This is a genomic window from Shewanella sp. HN-41, from assembly GCF_000217915.1.
Taxonomy (GTDB): domain Bacteria; phylum Pseudomonadota; class Gammaproteobacteria; order Enterobacterales; family Shewanellaceae; genus Shewanella.
This window is the reverse complement of the sequence record NZ_AFOZ01000040.1, coordinates 86,156-109,814: the sequence shown is the minus strand read 5'-3', so window position 1 is coordinate 109,814 and position 23,659 is coordinate 86,156. Positions and strand designations below refer to the sequence as shown.

Genomic DNA, 23,659 nt, shown 5'->3' with positions numbered 1-23,659 from the left:
CTTGCTAACAGGCTGGCTTTCCATCTGTTTCTCGCTTGTTGTGGTTTATATTTCTTTGAGTGGTTTAAGTTTTTTATATAGCTGTTTGTTTTATTTTAATATCCTATCTGGTTTTTACTGGCAATCTCTGGGGCCATACCTTTAGGCTATGGGCCCAAACCACCGCCAGTTGGCTGTCAGGTATCAGCGCTCGCACCTTTATGGTCATCAAGAATAAATCTGGCCATTGGGCTTGAAATTGCGTTAGCTTAGCCCAACAAACCCTATGACGACTTGCTTATCTTTGGTCGAAAACCGTCTCCTATTCCATAGATTAAACCTTAGAATATCTCTGAGTGTCATTGCACGCTGAGATAACTCGGGGGGAGCAGGAACAAAAATTTTAGGAGCTATCTATGCTAGCTTTACCAAGCGAATACACCCATATCCATGTTGAGCAGCCCGGGGGGGCCGAGGTGATGCAGCTATCGCGCTCACCTTTACCTGTGCCTGCCGCAGGCCAAGTGTTAATCCGTGTGCATGCCGCGGGGGTGAATGGTCCGGATATCAAACAAAGAGTCGGGGCTTATCCGCCACCACCTGGGGCATCACCTATTATTGGGCTTGAGGTCGCTGGGGATATTTGTGCTCTGGGTGAGGGGGGTTTAGCCAATGGCAAATCGGCGATAAGGTATGCGCCTTAGTGCCGGGCGGTGGTTATGGTGAGTATGTGCTCACCTATGCGGCCCATTGTTTGCCTATTCCAACGGGTTTTAGCTATGTGCAGGCGGCCGCGTTGCCTGAAACTTTCTTCACCGTATGGGGCAATCTATTCATGCGTGCGGGACTGAAGGCGGGCGAGACAGTGCTGATCCACGGTGGCTCGGGTGGTATCGGCAGTACGGCGATTCAGCTCGCTAGCGTATTAGGTTCAAAAGTGATTGCGACCACGGGGCAGGATGAGAAGCGTGAATATTGTTTGAGCCTCGGTGCCCTAGAGGTGATCAATTATCGCACTCAACATTTTGTCGAAGCTGCTATGGCATTCACCCAAGATAAAGGGGTCAATGTTGTGTTTGATATCGCGGGTGGCGACTTTATCAACCTCAATTTACAGGCACTCGCAATGGATGGCCGCATGGTCTCTGTCGCCATGCAACGTGGCCCTAGGGCCGAGATCGAACTTTTTCGTTTGATGGCCAAACGCATTGTCTGGACGGGGTCGACCCTAAGACCGCAGAGTGTTGAAGCCAAGGCCGAGATCGCTAAACAGTTACGTGAGCGTGTGTGGCCGCTGCTCGATAGCCATCAAATAGTGCCCAATATTTTTGCCACTTTCCCGCTTAGTGAGGCTGCTAAGGCCCATGCATTAATGGAGTCGGGAGCACACAGGGGAAAAGTGGTCCTCACATTGGGCGAATGAAGCGCTTTATTCACCTTAGGTGAGTTTTTCTTCGGCGAGTAACATGGGGCGAATAAAACTTGCTGCGATGATTTTTTCGACTAAAGTCGTTAGTGAGCAAACTTTTTAGGGACTTTGGTCGAAATTAATGCGTAATAAGTGAAAATTTCATGGTATGAGGCATTGATTATCGGAAATATTCTGTAAAAATACCCAGTTGAAAACGTCAGAGACTTTCCGGCGCTATTCGTGGATCAAAGCAAGCGACGCTTCGCTTATTCAGACTAAAAAACTCATAGTGTATGTGTTGATTTAAGGGTATTGGCATATATGTATAACACAGCAAAGAAACAGGTTTGGTATGGTGAGCTGAGAACATCGAAAGGCAACGCGATTGTCGTGCATGACAACCAGCTGCCAGACGCCTCCCCCGGACGTATCTATTTATACAACACAGATCGTGATGCGATCATTGAGTATGTTGAAGATATAGTCAAAGTGAACCTATATGACTTAGATGAGGCTGCGTTAAAAGCTGCTGAGGCTAAGTTTGGTGGGGCATGGAAGGCGGCTAGGGCTCAATTCATGAGTAAGCATCAAGCTCGTATCGACCTGAACAACGTTAAGGAAACTGGGCCTGTGCGTAAGGCCAAACCTGAAGTTGAGCCTGAAATTGAAACCGACGCTATCGGCGCGGATTTTGATGACGATTGGGGCGATGATTTTGATGATTAACACAGCGCCAGCCTAAGGGCTGACTCTGTGAGTGTAAGGGATAAAATAGTGTTTATTTTATTCCTTATCGCTGCCTTTCCCTACTGCACCTCGTTCCCTGGCGTAAACAACCTCATCCCCGTTCCTCGCCCATTTATGTTAAGTCTTGGACCCGCACAGTCGATCACTTTTTAGGGTGATGTAGCCTATTAGGCCCAATGATTTAGGCATCAATATCAAATTGATAGCGGCTAATATGATGATAAATCTTACCCGGAACTAGCCACACTGCATCGCCAAATAACTCGGTTTGATTGGGCGAGTCTGGCAGCATTTGCGGCTCCAAACATACGCCATGGTGTTGATGCAATACCTGTTGATTACGACCCAGAGTTCCTTCTAAGAAGTTGGCGCAGTAGAGTTGTACGCTGGGTTGGTTGGTGAATAAGGTCATAGCGCGGCCACTGATAGGGCTACTCAAACAACCAACACGGGCGAGTGAGCCGTCGGCATTATCCATAAGATAACAGTGATCATAACCGCGGGTACTTTCAAGCACGGGATCATGAAGTTTATCCCCAAGAGTGACTCCTTGAGTCAAATCGAAAATGGTTCCCTTGGCGTTGGCAATCCCCGTTGGCACTCCGACATCATCCATGGTGAGATAACGTGTCGCATCAATTTGCACTAGATGATCATGGTTAGTGTTTGAGCCATCGAGATTGAAATAGCTGTGCTGGGTTAGACTCACTGGGCAGGCTTTATCCACAGAGGCTAAGATTTCCACAAAGAGATTATTCGCCGCTAGGCGATAATCTAATTGCACTGTGCAATTTCCAGGAAATCCCATATCGCCATCAGGGCTCATTAAGGTCAGGCGAACACCATCGGGTAGTGGACCTAGGTGCCAGTTCTTGCGATTAAAACCTTCGCTTCCACCGTGTAAGCAGTTAGTCGCTTGGTTGACATCTAATTGATAGTCTTGCCCTTGATAGTGCATTTTGCCGTGGGCTATTCGGTTGGCAAAACGTCCGGCGATGGCACCTAAATGGGCATTTTGTGTTAGGTAATCTTCGGCGCTATCGCAACCTAATACTATGTTGCCACGCTCGCCGTGTTTATCTGGAGCCCATAGGGAGCGGATAATACCGCCTAAGCTGATGATTTCTAATGCAAGTATGCCATTATCGATCCTTACCCGTTCGATATCGCCACCGCGGGGATCTGTCCAAGGATCTAATACGCTGAAATGTACCATTTAGCTTCCCTCTATATTGAATATGTCAGAGTAACTGTTTGATTTTGCCTTTTAAAAATAATGAATACCATAGGAACCCTAGCTGAATTCGTATGGTATTGAGGGCTATTTAGGCTGTGACTGTGGGCGCTTAGGCCGAATGACTCAACTGTCGATGCGGCTGGCTCCAGCACTGGCGGAGCAGAGGTAAACAGTTGCATCTATTCCCGTTTGATCGAGGAACTCATGTTCTACAGCTGCGACCACTGCATCCGTCAATTCATGGTCAACCAAGGCCACCACACAACCATCGGTCATGCGGATACCACCACGCTCGCCAATCACTTGGCTGACAATATCGACTAAGGTATCAAACTCTGGCAGTGTCACCTCAAAATCATCCCGCAACGAAGCATGGGACTGTGCCATTAAATGACTGAATTTTTGGATATTATTTTGCTCCAGTGCGCGGGCTGCACTCTGAGTTCGTTGATTCTCTGTGACTACGTGTTTCGCTCTGCGGTATAACACCTCATCCAAATCAGCCTTGGCACCTTCTAGTTGACGTAAATCGAGGTGGCGCAGTGCATCTAAGCCAAAGTGCTCGGCGGCTTGGGCACACTCATCGCGGCGTTGCTGGTTAGTCGCGGCTAAACGTTGTTTCTCTATATGGGCATCTATGATGATCAGGCTTAAATTTTCTGGGATGGAAATGGCTTCACTGTCCAGATCTAAGCAGTCAATCAGCAGGGCATGATCCTGTTCACCCATAGCGCTGATCATATGATCCATAATGCTGTAAGCCGAGGCGACATAGCGGTGTTCACCGCGTTGGGCTAATTGCGCCACTGCCATTGGGGATAAGTGCAGTTGGCTACTGTCGCTAATCGCAGTGCCAAAGGCCACCACTAAGGCGCCGGAGGAAGATAAACCCGCCGCTAGTGGTACATCACCTACCACGGCTAAGTCTAAGCCCTTGGCTAATAACCCCGTGTGGGCCATAGCGGCGGTGAAGCCCTTTAGATAATTGACCCAACCGTCTTCCGGGTTCATGTCGGTTTCTTGACCAAAGGTCCACTCTTTAATTTGTCCGGGAAAGGCGTCGGCAACGGCACGAAATTTAGTGTCTTCACGGCGTTTTACCGCAATAACAGTGTGAAAATTAATGGCGGCGGGGAGTACGAAGCCGTCATTGTAATCTGTGTATTCACCGATCAGATTAACGCGGCCAGGAGCTTGGTATAAATCGTCGGCTTTAGTGCCAAAGGTTTGGACAAATAACTTAGTGGCGCGTTGCGCAGGATTTGACATGCTGTGAAAACTTCCAAAAAAGCTGAGCTCATTTCGTTCTTGTCTTCGATTTATATCACGACTGAGTCGGCTATGTAACTGAGATTTTGTATGGCAAAAGCGTTATCCTCATCAGACAAAACCGACACGGATTTTATGCGTGGCAATGCTACCCTAGATTATCTATCTAGTAGATTGATTTAAAAGGAGTAGATGGTCATATCGAGGATAGAAATACCGAATCAGGGAGAGATTTCTCTGAATCGGTATCGTGTGTTATTAAGTGATTTTAATTCAAGGCAGCTTTAGCTGTAGCATCACTAGACTTGGGGTGTCACACTGGCGTTGAGAGTGGCTTTATTATCAGCATCCTCACTCTCTGAGCCTGACAGCAGCTCTTCGGCCACATGGTCGACAAAACCCGCACCCGCCGCTTCATAGAGGTTGTATACGCTATGGACACCGGAAGCTCGCAGGGAGGCCGCATCATCGCCATACTGGACTATGGCGCTGAGCTTACCCTGATAATTGAGCTTTTTGAGTTGCTCAACGGCGAACAGATTCCCCGTATGTTGGGGCATAGCGAGTAGTACCAATTCGAGATTGGGGGCTCTGTCGAGCTTCTCCCAAAAATCGGTATCGGCGGCGTCGCCCTGTACCACGTTACGGCCTTTGGCTCGATGCAGATCAACGATTTCCTGTTTATGTTCGATCCCAAGGATTTCACCGCTGAACCTAGTGTGCAGCTCATCGTAAGCACCACTACCTATGCGCCCCATACCTAGAATCAAGAAACGCGGATTACCTATGGCGATAGGTCTGTCCTCTGGGTGCAACGGCCGTTTTTCAAGTTTGACGAGACGTTGCTGGAATCTTTGATAAATTCTACCCACGCTCGCATTTAGCGGTGCAGCAAGCAGGAAACTAAAGCTTAAGGCAACCGCGATAATGACTAGCCATTGCGGTGGTAGCCAGCCCTTGCTGGTGGCCACTGCCGCCACGATAAGGCCGAACTCAGAGAAGTTACCTAAGTTAAATGAGGCCAGCATTGAGGTACGCGATCTCAGTTTAAAGCGGGTGAGTATGTATACAAACAGTAAGATTTTCAGTGGGATTAGCAATACCAAGAGTGCCGCAATAGCTATATCCGATATCGTAGGAAGACCATTGAGGCCAATGGTTAAGAAGAAGGCAACAAGGAAGAGTTCCTTAAAATAAAACAGGGATTTTGCCAGTTCAGAGGATTTTTTGTGCCCCGCCAGCAAGATACCGATAATCAATGCGCCGAGATCCGGTTTGAGTCCAACGGCTTCAAATAGCCAAGCACCGACAACCAACGCCATCACTAGGCCGAAAAGTACTAATAGTTCACCGTGGCCGACACGGTCAAAGGCTTTGTAAATAAGTGGCTTAGCCAGTGGTAATAGGAGTAATGTGAAAGCCCATACGGAAGGTATATCCCCCTTGGAAATGGTTAAAAACAGTACGGCAAAAATATCCTGCATAATCAAGATCCCTATGGCGACACGGCCATAGAGGGATTGCATATCCCCTTTATCTTCCAATACTTTTACCGCAAAAACCGTACTGGAGAAGCTTAAGGCAAAGGCGAGTAAGGTCAATTGTTCGAGGGTAAGACTCGTGAGCTGGGTTAACCCCAAAAGGCCGAGTAGTTTGAGAATAGGCACAAAAACAAGGATGGATATGATCAAATGAATACTCGAACCCGCCCATACTTCAGCTTTAAATAGGCTACGAATATCGAGTTTTAACCCTATGGCAAATAACAGTAATGTGACCCCGAGGTTAGCGAGTTCTTGTAGCAGCGGCAGACTGTCTTTTTCTATTCCGAATACAAACAACACAAAACCCGCCACTAGGTAGCCGATAAGCGGTGGCAGTCCTATACGGCTGACGAGCATGCCGCAGATAAGGGTGATAATCAGGATGGCAGGTTCCATAATGCTCCAATCTAAAAAGTCCAGATGAAATGGGAATTGTATAAGAAATCGATGACAGTGCGATAAAAAAGCGGACTTTTAATGAAAAAAGTCCGCTTTTTGTTGAAGTTGCGCTAAATCTAACAGGGGATGCGCCGTGGCGTGAGTGGTCTAAGTTTGGCTATTCCACCAGATGGTCTAAATGGGCTGCAAAGTCTTTAGGGCCCATAAAACCCGTCACGCGTAAATCTTCCCTTTGTTCACCCTGCTCGCTAAACATCAAGAGAGTGGGTAGACCGAGCACATTGTACTTTTCTAACAGTGCTACATCTACGGCATCACTTTTAGTGACATCCGCTTGCAGTAAGACGATTTTATTCATGCGAATCAAGACATCGGCGTCCTTAAAGGTGATGGCCTCAAACTCTTTACAGGCAACACACCAGTCGGCGTAGAGATCCAGCATCACAGGTTTACCTTGGGCGGTAGCGGCTGCAATTTCTTGTTCAAGATCTTCAATGGATTTAATCCGTTTAAAGCCGTGGGGTTGTTCAACGGTTGCCGCCGTGCCCACTACATTATGGGTAAAGCCGAAATGCCCCATTACCGCCTGGAAACCATAGGAGAAGCTGGCCAATAGGGCCAATGTCAGCAGCACTGAACGGACTGTCTGTTTCCAGTTAAAGGTACTGAGTTTATTTTGGTGCATCAGGTAACCCGTGAAGCTAATGCCCCACAGCGCCCAAAGCACATCGGAGACTAGACCCGTCCAAATACGGCCGAGCATCACGATAGACACGGCAATCAACAGGAAACCGAACACGGTTTTGATGATGTTCATCCAAGCGCCCGCGCGCGGCAGCAGCTTACCACCCGAGGTACCTATGATCAGTAAAGGCACACCCATTCCCATGCTGAGCACATAGAGCGCGAGAAACCCCTGTAGCAGATCGCCGGTTTGTGCGACATACACGAGTGCGCCAGAAAGTGGTGCCGTAGTGCAGGGCGATGCCACTAAACCTGAAATCACCCCCATCAAAAATACGCCGACTAAATTGCCGCCCTTTTGATTGTTTGATACAGAGTTCATCTTCTCCTGCCAGCTCGATGGCAGCTTCAAATCATAGAGACCAAACATAGATAAACTGAGCACAAAGAACAGAATAGCGAGTACGACTAATACGGCGGGATGCTGTAGCGCCGCCTGGTACTTAAGCCCCGCCGAGGCGACGACTAAGCCTAAAATCGAGTAAGTGATTGCCATACCTTGTACATAGGCCATGGACAGGGTAAAGGCTTTTGCGGTCGAGAGTTTTTGCCCTTGGCCGACAATGATGCCCGATAAAATCGGGTACATAGGAAAGACGCAGGGGGTTAATGCCAGACCTATACCTAAACCAAAGAAGATCACTAAGGTCCAAATCAGGCTGTCGTTTGAGAGCATTTGGCTTAATGTATCTTGCTGAGTAATAGGCTGAGTGGGCGCTTGAGCGGCACTGGCTTCCTCGGCATTGCTTGCACCTGGCGCATCGGCATTGTCAGTGCTCACTAACAGACCATCATTGGCGGCAACGGCTTTGAGGGTGACATCGCGTTTGGTCGGCGGGTAACATAATTTGCCTTCGGCACAGCCCATAAAGGTGACGCTTAGGATGCCATTCTCATCGGCTTGCTTTAGGCCAATGGGAATATCGATATAGGTGTAATACACCTCTTGCTCGCCAAAATACTCATCGTTATGGGGCTTACCCTTGGGAAGATCTATTGTGCCTAGCTCGGCACCATTGACGCTGAACTTAAGCTTATCGCGGTACATATAGTAGCCGTCGGCAATCACCCAATTGAGAGTGACCCTATTGCCCTCTTGCTTAAAGTCGAAGGCAAAGGCCTGATCGACTGGCATAAGTTCAGGCTCATTCTTTAAAAAGCCAAAGCTATTGGCCGATACATTGCCGCTGTGGGTTAAAGGTGCAAGGAGCAATAAAGAGGTGAAGATAAGGCTAAGTAGTTTTTTCATGGCTGAGTGTTATCTTTTATCCAATCTAAGTAGGCTGGTAGCCCGTGAGTTACGGGTACGGCAATGATTTCAGGTACTTGATAAGGGTGTAACTTTTGCACTAGCCGTTCTAACTCTTCGTAGCGGCTTTGTAAACATTTTATCTGTAAGCTAATTTCTTGTTCTTCACAGGTTTTGCCCTCCCAAGAGTAAATCGAGCGTATGGGGGCTGATATATGAACACAAGCCGCGATACGGGATTTGACTAAAGCGTGGGCCAAGGCATTGGCCTGAGCTTCATCTGGGCAGGTGGTGCTTACCACTAGATATTGATGCTGCATGGTATTAGATATAATCCCCCCACAATCTTAAACTTCGCTTAAGCCCGTTAGGTTAAGCTACTTTACGTGTTTTAATGGTCTCATACATTAGCGTCTTAACAAAAGGGTGAGCTAAATTACATTCCCTGCCGACTTTCCCTATGACGACTTGAATTTAGACCGGATCGCCCCCATTTAGTTTTCAAGAATGTGAGATAAAACTGAGGTCAGTATGTTTTTAATCCTATTTTTATTATTTGTGTTGATCCCAGTTGTTGAACTGTCAGTGTTAATCCGTGTGGGAGATGTGCTCGGCACTTGGACCACTGTGGGGTTAGTGCTATTTACCGCCGTAGTGGGTGTCTCTTTAGTGCGTAGCCAAGGGCTTAGCACCCTAATGCAAGTGCAGCAAAAGCTGGTACGTGGCGAAGCACCGGGGCAAGAAATTGTCGAAGGCATGATGTTGGCTATGGCGGGCGTATTGCTAGTCATTCCTGGCTTTGTAACTGATTTTATTGGTCTATTATTACTGACCCCCTTAACGCGTCGCCCGATTGCCGCCTTGGTCTTTAAGCGTATGCAATTAAGGGTTGTTTCCGGATTACAAGGTGGAATGCACGGTGGTTTTGGCTCCGGCCCATTTGGCCCACAATCGGGCTCGCAGTCGAATCCTTTCGGGCAGCATCCCTTTGAGCAAGATAAACATTCCGATGGCAACGTGTACGAAGGTGACTTTGAGCATAAGGCCGATCCGAGCGATAAACATCCCGAGAGCCATCAACTCTCGGACAAGGACTTTGATTCTAAAGAGCATGACTCAAAGGATGTTCAGCCAAAAGATCCCAAGCCTTAGCCATTTATCCTGACAGATTAAGCAGTTGCTCATCCTCACTTTGCCAGCTCCCACAGATGTTAATCTCTGGGAGCTTGTTTTTATTTGGGCTTTGTCGCAATAGTCTGCGGTTGATCGCCTATGCGCCCTTTGCTTCGATTTAGGGGCGTACTATAGTCAACCTCGAACATATTATTATGGAGGTTGAATATGCACCTAACTAAGTTAAAGCTGATTTCGGGATTGCTGTCTGTCCTAACTTGTTCACTGATTACCTATAGCGCGGTCGCTGGACCTTTAGATCCCAATTGTAACCCTGAAAAAGTCGCTAAAAATGCGGCGGTCAAGGCAACAGTTGGTGTGAGTGGCCGCTGTACTCCGGAAAAAGCCGCCGAGCGCAAGGTGGAAGATGCTAAGGACGCGGTTGGGGATGCCAAGGATAAAGTCACCGATTCCGTTAGTGATAAGGTCGATGATATCAAACCCGACGACAAGCTATCCGACAAAGCTGCCGATGCACTTAAGCACGAAGAGCATCATAAAAAAGAGGGTGCCGATGCGAAGAAAATCGTGAAAGAGGTCGTTAATTAATCGCCTAAGCTGTCATCCTCAGGTATTACTCGCGCCTAGATTTTATCTTTTATTAAGCTGAAATTTAGGCGTTTTTGTATCAGCTTTAAGACTGTGAGTCTGGGTAAAGAAAAGGCCAATCGATGAGTGAGAACAGCATCGATCGGCCACGCCGGGAAGCGTATAGGTGAGTGGCGGGCTAGTGGTTCATGCTCGCCACCGCATTCGGTTTAATGTTAAAGGTTAAGCTGTACATCACTGGCAATACGATAAGTGTCAGCAGTGACGCAAAACCTAAACCAAAGATGATAGTGATGGCCATTGAGCCGAAAAAGGCATCAGAGATCAGAGGTATCATCCCCAGCATTGTTGTGATCGCCGCCATCATCACGGGGCGAACGCGGCTAATACAGGAATCGACAAGGGCAAGATAGGCGCCTTTCCCTTCACTGAGTTCGAGGTTGATCTGATCGACCAAGACGATACCGTTTTTAATTACCATGCCCGATAAACTCAGTAAGCCGAGCAGCGCCATAAAGCTAAAGGGCGCATCGAACAACAGGAGCCCGGCCGAAACCCCAATCAGGGCTAATGGCACGGTAAACCAAATCACTAAGGGTTGACGCACTGAGTTAAATAGGAACACAGTGATTAAAAACATCGCCAAATAACCCAATGGAATCGAGCTAAATACTGCGGTTTGGGCTTCACCCGCCGTTTCGTATTCGCCGCCCCACTCGAGGTGGTAACCCGCGGGTAACTCGATAGCTTCGACTTTGTCCCTCACTTTACGTAGCACAGAGTCGGCGGTTTCACCGCTGCCAAGTTTAGGATCGGCCAGCACTGCGAGCATACGCATACGGTCACGGCGCATTAACAGTGGGTCCTCCCATTCAGTGTTAAAATTGCTCACTACTTGGGTCGCTGGCACAAAAGCGCTGTGTTCACTACTCCAAATTTGTAGCTTCCATAGACTGTCCGCCTGTAAACGCTCCTCAGCGGGTGCTCGCGCGACTATGGGCAGCAAGTGGCTGGTTTCACGGTATAAACCAATTTGTTTACCGCTAAAATTCACCAGCAGTGCATTGTCGAGATCTTGCTTGCTGATGCCCGTTTCCCTCGCTTGGGCATTTTCTAACTGTGGGCGGATTAAGGGCACCCGATTGCGCCAATCATGGCGAATGCCGTCCATGCTCGGCTCTGCCTGAAAGATTGCCTTCGCTTGGGCACCGAGTTCGCGTAATACTTGGGGATCGTCACCATAGAAACGCGCTTCTATTTTTGCGGCGGGCGAAGGGCCATTTTCCATATTCTTGAGGCGATACTGTGCCTGCGGGAAGCGTTGATTTAACAATTTATCCAGCTCAGACATATAGACCTGCAGTGATTCAAGATCCTGCATTTCGACGATCAATTGGGCGAAGGCGGGGTAGCCCTTCTCCGGTTGATAGGGTAAAACAAAACGCTGGGCGCCTTGGCCTATGACAGTGGTGAGATGGACAAGTCCTGTATGCTGTTGCTCGGCTTGTTTGAGCAATAGCTGCTCTATATCTGCGGTAAAACGCTCGGTTGCCTTAATATCTGTGCCCTCCGGCATCCAAATATCCACAAAGAAGATTGGCGTATTTGACGCAGGGAAAAACACGTTTTTGATATGACTAAAACCAACCACAGCACTGACAAGCATGGCGCCAACCAATAAAATACTGGCGATTCGAAAACGTAGTGCAAAGGTCAAACTGGCGCGATAAAGACTGAAGAACCATCCCTTATAAGGATCCTGTTCTTCCTCATCTGCGGGGGCATCTTTAAACAGCAAATGGCAGAAGAAGGGGGTCAGGGTAATCGCTGTTATCCAACTAATAAATAATGAAATCATCAGCACTTGGAACAGTGAGCGGCAAAATTCCCCGGCGGCATTCTGCGATAAACCAATAGGCGCAAAGGCGATAATGGCGATAACGGTTGCACCGAGCAGCGGCCACTGGGTCTGTGCCACAATTTGCTTGGCGGCTTCGAGGCGAGTCTTACCGCGACGCAGACCAATCAAGATGCCTTCGGTGACCACAATGGCGTTATCGACCAGCATACCGAGGGCGATGATCAGGGCACCGAGGGAAATGAGTTGCAGCTCAATGCCCAGCACTTTCATCACGATAAAAGTGCCGAGGATAGTCAGCAGCAGGATGAGTCCCATCAGCAAACCCGAGCGCAAGCCCATAAACAGCAGCAATACGGCGATAACGATGGCAATCGACTCGATTAAGTTGATTAAGAAGCCGTTGACTGTCTTATCGACCGCCAGACTCTGGTTATAGACAGTGTCTAAGCTCATGCCTATCGGACGTTGGGATTCGAGTTCGCCTAAGCGATCGTTCACTCTCTGGCCCACCTCCACCACGTTTACGCCACTTGAGAAAGATATCCCTAGGGATAAGGCCGCTTCACCACGGTTGTGGTAGAGCACATCCGGGGTCTCATCGTAATCCTTTTCGATATGGGCAATATCACCGAGATAAATCAGTTCAGTGCTACCGGGTGGGCTCACAATCAAGCGGGCGAGATCCTGCACACTGCTAAATTCCCCTGTGGGATGGATGCGAATGCGGTTGTCACCAATGACGAGACTACCCGCATTGGAGACCACGTTTTGATTGTTGATAAGACCATAGATATAGCTTTGATCGAGCCCCAGTGCCGAGAGCTTTTGCTGGGAGATTTCAATCACGACTTGTTCAGTTATACTCCCTATTACCGAGACTTTTTTAACCCCAGGCACTAGCACTAGCTCGCGGCGCAGGTAGTCGGCATAGTTGCTTAATTCGCGGTTGCTATAGTCTGGCCCCGAGAGGTTAAATAGAATGCCATAGACATCGCCAAAGTCGTCTAATACCTTGGGTGTGCTGGTGCCGGGAGGCAATTGCCCCGCAGTATCATTGACCTTACGACGCACCTCATCCCACACCTGAGGCAGGCTGGTTTTATCGTAGGTTTCTTTAATCTCTATTTGGATCTGCGACAGGCCAGCACTGTTGATGGAGGTCACGTGCTTAACCGCATCGAGTTGCTGTAGGGCATCTTCGAGGGGAAGGGTGACTTCCTCTTCCACTTGCTCGGGTGACGCGCCTGGATAGGCGGTGATCACTAGGGCCTCTTTAATGGTAAATTCGGGGAATTCTAATTGCCCAAGACCGGTGAAACTCACACCACCGCCCACGAGCAGCAGTAACACAAACATCCAGCTAATGACTTTGTGGCGGATTGAATACTCAGCAATATTCATTATTTAGACTCCACGCTGCCAGCGTAGTGGTTTCACTTTCATCCCGTTGGATAATTGGGATACGCCCGCACTCACAATCAAGTCGCCCTTGTTGATCCCACCTAATACTTCGATGCCTTCGGTGGTGACTCGCCCTAAGGTGACTGCTGTGGGTTTGACTTCGCCCGATTGGGTTTGATAAACCCAAACTTGGACTCGGCCATCCTGATCGCGTTTATCGATGGCGGTAACGGGCACTATGGCCGAAGCGGTTTGATCGGGAGTTTTTACTAAGGCGAGGGTTAACTCGGCGCTCATACCTGGAAGTAACTGAATATCTTCGGGCTGCGGTAGGGAAAACACGACTTCATAAGCTTGGGTACCTGGGGTGACTTGGGTCGAGTATTCCTTGAATTTCGCATCAAACTCCATCCCCGCTAATGCGCTAAAACGCACCTTAGCGATAAAGTTTTGCTGCTTGATATACTCGTTTAGGCTGGCGGCCATGGCCTCGGGCACTTGGATGCTGACATCGAGCAGGTTATTGTTTTGCAGTGTTAGTACGCCTTGATTGGCTTGCACTATTTGGTGATTATCGACTAACCGTTTGGCAATAGTGCCGCTAAAGGGGGCGGTTAAGCGGGTGTAACTGAGTTGATCGCGGGCAGCGGCTAGGGCAGCCTTAGCGGATTTCAATTGGGCTTGGGTGTTATCAAATTCGGACTGGGAAATCAGCTTGCGATTGAGCAACTCAACCTTACGTTTAAAATCGGCGGCTAAGAGTTCATGCTCGGCCTCCCGGGTCATCAGATTATTGTGGGCGTCTCTGTCGTCGAGCTTCGCCAGCAAGCTCCCTTCGGTAACCCTTTGCCCCTCCACTAATGCCAGCTCGGTTAACTGGCCTGAAATACGAAACGATAATTCGGCGCGACTATTAGCGGCGACCCTTGCTGGGAAAGTTCTAAAACTATCCCCATTGAGTTGCACTACTTCGAACAGTTTCACGGGGCGAATTGGTGACGTTTGTACTGAACTTTCTGCGGGTGTGCAGCCGCTCAGCAGTGCTGGAAGCAACAGTACAGGAACCAGCATGGCTGAGGACAAGAGTCGATATGATATCATTGTCATGGTGATGTATCCTTTGTAACCATTTGTTAGCATTTTAGGTGGCGAAGATAACAGCTAAGTAGGTTGCAATAAACGGGATTATTTGGGATTATCAGTCTCACTTATTGAGATTGAATTTAGGGCGAATATGAAGACAGAGGATTTAGCGTTATTCCACCGAATAGCTGAAACGGGCAGTTTGATCGAAGCCGCTGATTTACTTAACTTACCTAAATCCACGGTCAGTCGTCGTTTGCAGGCATTGGAAGATGAACTGAACATCAAACTATTCCATCGGCAGAGTCGTTCAATGACGCTCACTTCCGCGGGTAGCCATTTTTACCAGCGTTCGCAAAATATCTTGGCTCAGCTCGATGAGACCCTGTTCGAGATGACCAATGACAATGCCGAAATAAGTGGGCATCTGCGGATCCAGATGTTTCCCATCCACAGTATGAATGTCTTGATGCGGGCTATTTTCCGCTTTATGGATCTGCACCCCAAACTCACAATTGAGCTGATCAGCAGTGCAGAATCCGTTGATATGGTTAAAAATAACCTCGATGTTTCCTTTGTGGTTGAGCCTGCTTTAGACACCTTAGACTTAGTTGTGCGGCCTGTGTTTACGACGGATCTGCGTTTCTATGCCAGCCCCAAATATTTAGCAAAACACGGCACTCCAAAAACACCCCAGGAGATTGAATCCCACAACGTGTCTTTGTTTAGGCTATCAAACGGCAAAATCTTCAATGAGCTTTGGATAGGTGCCGAGCAGGAAGTCAGAGTCCGAGGGAACTTTTGCACTAACAGTGTCGAAGTCGCGGTGGAGTTTGCACTGCAGGGGCGGGGAATTGTGTATGCCCCCGCCGAAGTCGTGGTCGATTTTGTCGAGGCTGGGGAGCTAGTTAGCCTACTGCCTGAAATCGAAGCCCACCAGGGAGAATGCTATTTAGTATACCCATCGAGGCGTTATGTTAGCTTGGCGAGTCGTCGTTTTATCGACTTTATTATGCAAGAACTCGCCCCCAACGGCGTGCCGACCAACATGAGCGAAACGGGCTCGCGCAGAATATGTAAGGCATCGAAGGAAATGTTTCCCCACGACGACCTGCGTTTTCGGGAGTGATCCCTCGGGAAATGCCGTCAGCCTTCGAGACTGGCGTCTGCGGTGGTGATCTTTGCGGGTTCACAGATCCGCTGCGCTAGGTAGTAGCAGGCAATCCCCATCAGCAGATTGGTGATTGGGAGCGCAAGCAATAAGCCTTTCACTCCATCGACATAGGACCCCAGGGCCGCCAGTGGCAGCATCAACAGCACTAAGCGGCACAGGTTAATCACTAAAGAACTCATGGGCCTGTGGTAGGCATTGAGGGCGGTGGCAAAAATAATCACTATCCCTAATGGGCCGTAGGCGCAGGGCAATACCAGAATATAAAAACTCAGCCACTCTAATACTTGCGGATCGGTACTAAATAAATGGGCTATAGGTTGAGTCCAAAATGCCACAGGGATATAGAGTAAGGTCTGAAATACAAAGATAAACTTAAGGGATAACAGCAACGCCTGCTTCGCCCTTTGCGGTTGTCCTGCCCCTAGGTTTTGCGCGATAAAGGGCATTAGGCTCGACGATAAGGCCATTACCACAATCAAGAGGACGGATTCTAAGCGTGTGCCCGCACCGAACGCCGCAACGGCACTATGGTCGATATGTGCTAGCATCGCCATAATCACGGCATTGGCTAATGGATTGATTAAATTCATTAATGCTGCAGGCTGGGCAATATGGGCCAATTGGCTCCAGTTGGTGCGCATTCTGTCTATATCGAAGGCGGCCCATTCCAACATTTTACGCTTAATAATCAATAGATAACTAGATAATGAGAGGGCGACAACCCAAGCGATAAGCGTCGCAATCGCCGCCCCTTGGATTTCTAAACGTGGAAAGGGCCCAATACCGAAGATCAGTAAAGGATCGAGAATAAGGTTAATCATGGCCGCCAGCGCCATAATCATCGCTGGCGAGCGAGTATCGCCCGTGGAGCGTAAACCTTGGTTTCCCACCATCAGCAACACCAGCAACGGAGCGCCGACATACCAGTAAATCATATAGTCTTGGATCAGCGGTAAGCTGCTTTCATTGGCGCCGAGCAAACTAAATAGCGGTGTAATAAAGATGCTGCCAAGGGCGGCTAAACTGGCAATTAATGCAAAGGTGAGCAGTAGGGCATCGTGTAAAAATACTTTCGCCCTAGGGGCATTCCCCGAACCAATAAGTCGACCTAAATTGGTCGACACCCCAGCGCCAATGCCGATGGCAATGCTCGAAATGACTAAGGTCACGGGAAAGGTAAAACTAATCGCAGCTAGGGCCTCAGTCCCTAACTGACTGATAAAAAAAGTGTCAGCGAGGCTAAAACCCAGAATGGTCATAATGCCAATCAAGTTGGGGAGGCTCATGTTGAGCAGTACACGACCAATTGGCGCGGTTAGCAGCCCGTGTCTGTCTTTCATGGGGGAAATAGTGCCTTGTTTGCGAGCGGAGGCGAGATTCTAGCAGGATTGTGCCCACTTGAAAAAACCGACATCAAAAAAATGAAATTTTTTTTGTAAAGACACTTGGATCTGGGGGGCTTAAACCCCATATCACAGACATCAAAGGGGAAGGCGGACGTGCCTCCTCTTTTTCATCACAAATCGCCTCGATTGTTGGGCATCAAATCATTAGGAGAGTTCATAGATGAATATTCGTCCATTACATGACCGCGTAATCGTTAAGCGTCTAGAAGTTGAGTCAACTTCAGCGGGTGGCATTGTTTTAACTGGTAGCGCCGCTGAAAAATCAACCCGCGGTGAAATCCTTGCAGTGGGCAATGGCCGTATTTTGGAAAACGGTACAGTCAAACCACTGGATGTGAAAGTGGGTGACGTGGTGATCTTCAACGAAGGTTACGGCGTTAAGAAAGAAAAAATTGACGGTCAAGAAGTCTTGATCCTGTCAGAAGCTGACCTGATGGCAGTAGTAGGTTAATCCTTCGCATCAATTCGACATTCCAATTAATCATTAAAAATGTAAAGGAAATTCAAAATGGCAGCTAAAGAAGTTGTATTTGGTAATGATGCTCGCGTAAGAATGCTGGCTGGCGTAAACATTCTCGCGAACGCAGTGAAAGTGACCTTAGGCCCTAAAGGCCGTAACGTGGTATTAGACAAGAGCTTTGGCTCACCACTGATCACTAAAGACGGTGTATCTGTTGCCAAAGAAATCGAGTTAGAAGACAAATTCGAAAACATGGGCGCGCAAATGGTGAAAGAAGTTGCTTCTAAAGCCAACGACGCCGCCGGTGATGGTACTACTACTGCAACTGTACTGGCTCAAGCCATTGTAGTTGAAGGCTTAAAAGCCGTTGCAGCCGGTATGAACCCAATGGATCTTAAGCGCGGTATCGACAAAGCCGTTATCGCTGCCGTTGCTGAATTAAAAGCCTTATCACAACCTTGTGCAGATTCAAAAGCGATTGCGCAAGTTGCGACTATCTCTGCAAACTCTGACGAATCTATCGGCGATATCATCGCAACAGCGATGGAAAAAGTTGGCAAAGAAGGCGTGATCACCGTTGAAGAAGGCCAAGCGTTAGAAAACGAATTGGACGTAGTAGAAGGTATGCAGTTCGACCGTGGCTACCTGTCTCCATACTTTATCAACAAACCAGAAACCGGCAGCGTTGAATTAGATCACCCATTCGTACTGTTAGTCGACAAGAAAATCTCTAACATTCGCGAACTGTTACCTATCCTTGAAGGTCTGGCAAAAACCGGTAAGCCATTGCTGATCGTTGCCGAAGACGTTGAAGGCGAAGCCTTAGCAACTTTAGTTGTGAACAACATGCGCGGTATCGTGAAAGTGGCTGCGGTTAAAGCCCCAGGCTTTGGTGACCGTCGTAAGGCAATGCTGCAAGACGTAGCAATCCTGACTGGCGGTACTGTTATTGCTGAAGAAATCGGCCTAGAGCTTGAAAAAGCAACGCTGGAAGATTTAGGTACAGCTAAGCGTGTTGTGATCACTAAAGACAACACCACCATCATCGATGGTAACGGCGAGCAAACACAAATTGCTGCCCGTGTAAGCCAAATCAAACAACAAGTTGAAGAGTCAACTTCTGACTACGACAAAGAAAAACTGCAAGAGCGTATGGCTAAACTAGCTGGCGGCGTAGCAGTGATTAAAGTTGGCGCAGCGACTGAAGTTGAAATGAAAGAGAAGAAAGCCCGCGTTGAAGACGCCCTGCATGCAACTCGCGCTGCGGTAGAAGAAGGCGTGGTTCCTGGCGGCGGTGTTGCTCTGGTTCGCGTAGCTTCTAAGATCGCTGAAGTTGAAGTATTAAACGAAGACCAAAAACACGGTGTGGTTATCGCACTGCGTGCAATGGAAGCGCCACTGCGTCAAATCGCCACAAACGCGGGTGAAGAAGCGTCAGTTGTTGCTAACACAGTGAAGAACGGTAGCGGTAACTTCGGTTACAACGCCGGCAACGACATTTACGGTGACATGTTAGAAATGGGTATTCTTGACCCAACTAAAGTGACCCGTTGTGCATTGCAATTTGCTGCGTCAATCGCAGGTCTGATGATCACTACAGAAGCTATGGTTGCTGAAATTCCACAAAACTCTGCGCCAGATATGGGCGGAATGGGTGGTATGGGTGGAATGGGCGGCATGATGTAATTAACGCCCACGGCATAACCATCATATAAAACAATAAGTTAAGGCTACCGTGTTGACACCAATGTTGACCCCTACGGTAGCCTTTTTGTTTCTAGGTGGCAAGTATAAACGGTCATCAATGCTGAAAGCTCAAGGCTTCAATTGATTAGTTAATACTGTGATTATAGCTAGGGGGGTATGCGTGGGGTATCTTGATGGTCTTGCGATTGCATCACCCCCTAACTCGTAAACAAAACGTGTGATTGAAACTTTGTACTTTTCAATTTACTTTAATTGGTTAATTAATTGACGATGTCATTTAACTTAAAATTTGTGAGTGTTAAATGTATCTCTATAAATTTAGAACATTAAATAAAAATTCTTTAAGTGGTTTAGCCAATAGAGAGTTGTGGTTCGATAAATTGACCAATCAAAATGACCCATTTGAAGGCGGTTGTATAATTGATTCAAGCTTAAGTAAAAGTCTTCAACGTTATGCACAATCCCAGATAGGTCTTAATCACATCACTTATAATACAGATCTCTTTAAATTAACTAGTGTCCATCACCCTGACAAACTATCTCCAACTGAGTTACTTGTTGAATTTGGGAAGAGGTGTGCTAGTGATTTCATCCGAAGGATTCGAGAAGAAAGCCTTATCTGTAGTTTTTCCTATTTCGATGAAGGTGAAATTGATGATCCATTATTTAATACACACATGTGGGGGCATTACTCTGATGGATTGAGAGGGTTTTGTCTTGTTTTTGATGAAAAATCACTTTCCGAGGATATCTTTAATAATAGTGGGAAATTGGCTAAAGGTTTTCATGTTGAATACCAGAATAGCCCTAAAAGCATTAACATTAGTGAATTACTTAAAGTTGATAATGGTGTTATAAAACTTTCAAATGAACTTGAAGTGGCTAACTTAGTTGCAAGGATTTCAACAACCAAATCGGAAGATTGGGCACGAGAAAAGGAAGTTAGGTTTATCTCATTCTCGAAAAATCACTTACTAAAATTCAAGCAAACATCTTTGTTAAAAATAGTAATTGGTGAAAAAATGAGTAGCCCAGATCGCGAACTACTACTGAGTATAGTCAAACTTAAATACCCTAATGTTGAAGTTTTGATAATGAAGAGACAATATAACAGCTATCGTTTAGTCACACATCCAATGCAGTCAACGATTTGATAAACCTGTTGTGTACACCCTAAGTTACCCCAAGGTGTACACACGTGTACGGGGTTGTTCAGAATCCCCTGAAGGCCTTATTGTGTAAGGGTTTCGGGTTCACTACGTGATTCTAAAAGTCGTCTTCGTCTAGAGTATTAACATCATAATTTGTATCACTACCTTGGACTGAACCAGCTTGTTCTAGCCATTTATCTCGTTTAGATATCGAAATACCAAGACCCATTCCTCTAGTAAGTTTCCTTAAGCCTTCTCTAAAAATATCTGGATCATAACGCTCAATGAGACGGTTGAAATCCTTAGTGGCAGCTTCAATTAATTCTTGCTCCCTATTTTCATCATCAGGGATAAATTCTTTACCAGTAATAGCATCTGATAACCGTCTAATCTTGGGGAATCCTTTAGAGTCCCAAGAGCTATCATTTAATGCGTATTTGGAATTAATGCCATTCTGAAGGTATTCAGTGAAATCTTTTAGATGAGTTAACTCGCTTCTATCAAAATCACCTAACACAGCCATGCAAACTTTAAGTCCTCTAGCAATGTGAGCAGCTTGACCCTGACTACAGCCTATAGTTTTAGCAATTTCTGATACCGATTTATTAAAATCACCAGTAACGATCATTGCTCTAAACTTAGATTGCATAACTTCATCAGGGGTGACGCCCACACCATGAGCTTGGTTTGCCTCTTGTGCAGCAAAAAAAGCCTCTTTGTAGGTGCGATTCTTAACGACTAATGCTTCAATCATTAGGTCTGAATCAGGGTTTTCTTTAAGGTACTTCAAGCAAGCATTAGTTCGATGAAAGCCATCAACCACTAAGTAAATATCGTTAACTATAAACACTGTAATAGGCAGTTTAATGGGCACTCCGTTGCGGAGGTCTTCAAGTATCGCTTTGTCTTGTGCTTCTTGCTTGATCTCTTGGGCTGACCGTAGTCGTTTGTCTTTGATTAATTCAACATCGCGAGCTTGCATTGCAGGGTCAAGCGTAAGGGTTCTAGGGTCTAACTTGGTAAGCCTACTGTCTTGCATATACTGGTTCATTAAGTCTTCTCTAAGGCCGCTAAAGCCCTTTGTACGGTTGATAGTGATACACCTACTTCCTTGGCTATCTTCCTTAATGAAACACCTTGTGAGCGTAACTCAGCGATCTGCTGGTGGTTCGTTTCATTCGTAGGCCTACCTTTGTATTTACCAGCAGACTTAGCCTTCTCAATGCCTTCCTGACGCCTTTCCTGAATCATTGCTAACTCAAACTGAGCAACAGCTCCAAGCATGTTAAGCATTAACTCAGACATGTGGTCACTGCCACCAGCATTGAAGCTAAGGCCTTCTTTATGGAACTTGACGCTAACACCATTCTCATTCCATTCATTGACCAATTGTTTCAAGTCAACCAAGTTACGAGCGAGACGGTCAATGCTATGGACATGAATAGTGTCACCTTCACGGGCGTAGTCTTTAAGCTGAGTTAAGGCTGGACGAATGGTAGAGCCACCACTGCATTTATCAGTGAAGGTCTTATCAAAGGGAATGTTCGCATTGGCAAGCTGACGGTCAGTGTTCTGGTCTACAGAAGAGACTCGAAGGTAAGCGATGTGTGCCACGAGGTGTATCCATTTGGTTCTAATAGGTCACGAAGAGTAATGTACCCACTATTATAATTCAAGCCTAATGGGTACTGTTCGATCACTGTTTGACCGTACCTGTATGGGTATACCTAATGGGTACTATATTGGTATTCCAGTTTAGCAATCATGGTAGAAGAATTAGATAGACTACAACATCTTCTGTTGTATTGGTGTAGCCCTCAATTGATTTAGATATTGTGCGTGAGTTAATTTGAAGAAAGTATTGATAGAGCTTAATGCAGCATCTAGTTGGTTACTGCGTTTTAAGCTTACATACAGCGCAGCGGCGAAACCTTGGCAGTTGATTGATTTCTTGGGGTTGAATTCAATGTCAGTAAAACCAGAGTAACTGGATAACTCATTTGCTAACTCTATGTTTTGGTTCAGTGCGTTTATATATAGCCAGTCGTAAAAGAAAGTTCTAGGTTCCGTAGGGAAGTCTTTACCAAGAAAGTTAAAGCCGATCAAATTACCAGAGTTCTGTAACCTAGGATCTTTTTTGGCAGAGAGGGAATCTAACTTCATAATGTCAGTATAGGGGCCACCATTCTCAAAAACTTTACTACCTTGAAACGCTGATTCTACTGAGTAAGTATCCCCTAGCTTTTTAGTCGTAAACATCAGATTGAATGCACTAAGCTTTACCCCTAGGGCACTCTCTGATTTACTTGATATTTCGAGCAAAGCTTTATGTCCGAGTTTTTCTGCAACGCTGTGTAAATCTCTGATTGATTTCTGCTTTTGTGAGATAGCCATGCCAGCTGCCCACGTAAATTCAATCATTTTCTCTTTTACGCCGATTTGTCCCTTTTCCAAGGGAATGAAAATTGGTCTTGTAGCCATAGGTATTAATACTCAAGTAAGAAAGTTCTTGTGCCATAAAACCCTGAATTTGGCAGATTGACCGAAGACTTTTTCCCGTTTATGCGCTGGGCATATTGAATTTGCGTTTGCCGATCAGGAAACACTACTTCCATGATGTAGTTGGAGGGAATTGTATCGAATATTAATACCTCTGCTTGGACATCTGTTGGATGGCAGGGCTTTAATTTTTGGTCAGCTCGGCTTCGCTGGCTTGCCATTTCTTGAAACATCCCTCTAAACGCATCAGGTGTCTGTAAATCTTGAAGTTGTTGATGGCTCATTTCTCCAGTAGCTGCATTATTTTTACAGAAAGCTGCCCTGTAATCCCATAACACTTGAGGGTGGACTTTTAGTACACAAAACTTTTCGTCTGAATTGTGCCACAACTTATAGAACATTTGGCAATTGGGAAATGCTACCGATAGTGAGACAGAGTCTGGATGACCGTCAAAACGATGCTGATCATTGAAGTGAACTGGTGTTGCAAGTTGCTCCAGACGGTTTCTAGGTAATAGCCCTAGACGCATAATGCTATCGAGATGACGGACATCAGTGAAGTGTACAAGGCTCGTAATCTCTCTTTCCATACATATTTGTTTAATCATTTGCAGTT

The 23,659-nt window shown here is 46.8% G+C and carries 19 protein-coding genes and 1 pseudogene; 8 read left to right on the top strand and 12 right to left on the bottom strand.

Features of this window, described 5'->3' with window-relative positions:
- Window positions 1-395: 395 nt before the first annotated feature.
- Together SOHN41_RS15120 and SOHN41_RS15115 are read left to right on the top strand one after the other, a co-directional pair.
- Window positions 396-1,402 (top strand): annotated as a pseudogene (locus SOHN41_RS15120) (NAD(P)H-quinone oxidoreductase).
- A gap of 309 nt (window positions 1,403-1,711) precedes the next feature.
- Window positions 1,712-2,116, top strand: coding sequence for a hypothetical protein (locus SOHN41_RS15115; protein ID WP_007650614.1), 405 nt, complete (start codon window positions 1,712-1,714; stop codon window positions 2,114-2,116).
- A gap of 202 nt (window positions 2,117-2,318) precedes the next feature.
- Here the strand turns inward: SOHN41_RS15115 and SOHN41_RS15110 are convergent, their stop codons facing one another.
- From SOHN41_RS15110 to cutA, 5 genes are all read right to left on the bottom strand, one after another.
- Window positions 2,319-3,353: an aldose epimerase family protein gene (locus tag SOHN41_RS15110; protein ID WP_007650612.1), complete on the bottom strand. Its 1,035-nt coding sequence runs from the start codon at window positions 3,351-3,353 to the stop codon at window positions 2,319-2,321.
- A 144-nt stretch (window positions 3,354-3,497) separates the two neighbouring features.
- Window positions 3,498-4,643 (bottom strand): galactokinase, encoded by a 1,146-nt coding sequence (galK, locus tag SOHN41_RS15105; RefSeq protein ID WP_007650610.1) that lies wholly within the window; start codon window positions 4,641-4,643, stop codon window positions 3,498-3,500.
- A 299-nt stretch (window positions 4,644-4,942) separates the two neighbouring features.
- The gene (locus SOHN41_RS15100) at window positions 4,943-6,583 is read right to left on the bottom strand and encodes a cation:proton antiporter family protein (protein ID WP_007650609.1); all 1,641 of its coding nucleotides are present in this window, start codon (window positions 6,581-6,583) and stop codon (window positions 4,943-4,945) included.
- A 160-nt stretch (window positions 6,584-6,743) separates the two neighbouring features.
- Window positions 6,744-8,579, bottom strand: a complete 1,836-nt coding sequence (locus SOHN41_RS15095) for a protein-disulfide reductase DsbD (RefSeq protein WP_007650607.1) — start codon at window positions 8,577-8,579, stop codon at window positions 6,744-6,746.
- On the bottom strand, window positions 8,576-8,899 hold the full coding sequence (cutA, locus tag SOHN41_RS15090) for a divalent-cation tolerance protein CutA (protein WP_007650605.1): 324 nt from the start codon (window positions 8,897-8,899) through the stop codon (window positions 8,576-8,578). Before cutA ends, SOHN41_RS15095 begins: the two co-directional genes overlap by 4 nt.
- A gap of 211 nt (window positions 8,900-9,110) precedes the next feature.
- Between cutA and SOHN41_RS15085 the strand changes: the two genes are divergently transcribed.
- Together SOHN41_RS15085 and SOHN41_RS15080 are read left to right on the top strand one after the other, a co-directional pair.
- Window positions 9,111-9,731, top strand: coding sequence for an FxsA family protein (locus SOHN41_RS15085; protein ID WP_007650603.1), 621 nt, complete (start codon window positions 9,111-9,113; stop codon window positions 9,729-9,731).
- A gap of 189 nt (window positions 9,732-9,920) precedes the next feature.
- Complete coding sequence (locus SOHN41_RS15080) at window positions 9,921-10,301, top strand: hypothetical protein (RefSeq protein ID WP_007650602.1); 381 nt, start codon at window positions 9,921-9,923, stop codon at window positions 10,299-10,301.
- Between the two features lie 178 nt (window positions 10,302-10,479).
- On the opposite strand, the gene SOHN41_RS15075 is transcribed toward SOHN41_RS15080, so the two are convergent.
- Both SOHN41_RS15075 and SOHN41_RS15070 read right to left on the bottom strand, forming a co-directional pair.
- Complete coding sequence (locus SOHN41_RS15075) at window positions 10,480-13,563, bottom strand: efflux RND transporter permease subunit (protein WP_007650601.1); 3,084 nt, start codon at window positions 13,561-13,563, stop codon at window positions 10,480-10,482.
- Window positions 13,564-13,566: 3 nt separating this feature from the next.
- Window positions 13,567-14,664, bottom strand: a complete 1,098-nt coding sequence (locus SOHN41_RS15070) for an efflux RND transporter periplasmic adaptor subunit (protein ID WP_037459351.1) — start codon at window positions 14,662-14,664, stop codon at window positions 13,567-13,569.
- Window positions 14,665-14,797: 133 nt separating this feature from the next.
- On the opposite strand from SOHN41_RS15070, the gene SOHN41_RS15065 reads away from it, so the two are divergent.
- Window positions 14,798-15,775, top strand: coding sequence for a LysR family transcriptional regulator (locus tag SOHN41_RS15065; protein ID WP_037459328.1), 978 nt, complete (start codon window positions 14,798-14,800; stop codon window positions 15,773-15,775).
- Window positions 15,776-15,792: 17 nt separating this feature from the next.
- Here SOHN41_RS15065 and SOHN41_RS15060 read toward each other — a convergent pair whose 3' ends face one another.
- Window positions 15,793-17,160 carry an MATE family efflux transporter gene (locus SOHN41_RS15060; RefSeq protein ID WP_007650598.1) on the bottom strand — a complete coding sequence of 456 codons (1,368 nt, stop codon included), beginning with the start codon at window positions 17,158-17,160 and terminating at the stop codon, window positions 15,793-15,795.
- A 226-nt stretch (window positions 17,161-17,386) separates the two neighbouring features.
- On the opposite strand from SOHN41_RS15060, the gene SOHN41_RS15055 reads away from it, so the two are divergent.
- The 3 genes from SOHN41_RS15055 to SOHN41_RS15045 all read left to right on the top strand — a co-directional run bounded on the left by SOHN41_RS15055 (window position 17,387) and on the right by SOHN41_RS15045 (window position 20,547).
- The gene (locus SOHN41_RS15055) at window positions 17,387-17,677 is read left to right on the top strand and encodes a co-chaperone GroES (protein ID WP_006086113.1); all 291 of its coding nucleotides are present in this window, start codon (window positions 17,387-17,389) and stop codon (window positions 17,675-17,677) included.
- A gap of 57 nt (window positions 17,678-17,734) precedes the next feature.
- Complete coding sequence (gene groL, locus SOHN41_RS15050) at window positions 17,735-19,372, top strand: chaperonin GroEL (protein ID WP_007650592.1); 1,638 nt, start codon at window positions 17,735-17,737, stop codon at window positions 19,370-19,372.
- Window positions 19,373-19,695: 323 nt separating this feature from the next.
- Complete coding sequence (locus tag SOHN41_RS15045; protein ID WP_007650590.1) at window positions 19,696-20,547, top strand: DUF2971 domain-containing protein; 852 nt, start codon at window positions 19,696-19,698, stop codon at window positions 20,545-20,547.
- A gap of 112 nt (window positions 20,548-20,659) precedes the next feature.
- Here the strand turns inward: SOHN41_RS15045 and SOHN41_RS15040 are convergent, their stop codons facing one another.
- From SOHN41_RS15040 to SOHN41_RS15025, 4 genes are all read right to left on the bottom strand, one after another.
- Window positions 20,660-21,526 (bottom strand): hypothetical protein, encoded by an 867-nt coding sequence (locus tag SOHN41_RS15040; protein WP_237703925.1) that lies wholly within the window; start codon window positions 21,524-21,526, stop codon window positions 20,660-20,662.
- 68 nt (window positions 21,527-21,594) lie between these two features.
- A complete protein-coding gene (locus SOHN41_RS15035; protein WP_007650586.1) occupies window positions 21,595-22,158 on the bottom strand; it encodes a recombinase family protein in 564 nt (187 codons plus the stop codon).
- 171 nt (window positions 22,159-22,329) lie between these two features.
- Window positions 22,330-23,025: a DarT1-associated NADAR antitoxin family protein gene (locus SOHN41_RS15030; protein ID WP_007650584.1), complete on the bottom strand. Its 696-nt coding sequence runs from the start codon at window positions 23,023-23,025 to the stop codon at window positions 22,330-22,332.
- Window positions 23,026-23,030: 5 nt separating this feature from the next.
- A complete protein-coding gene (locus tag SOHN41_RS15025) occupies window positions 23,031-23,651 on the bottom strand; it encodes a DarT ssDNA thymidine ADP-ribosyltransferase family protein (protein WP_037459321.1) in 621 nt (206 codons plus the stop codon).
- Window positions 23,652-23,659: the final 8 nt, after the last annotated feature.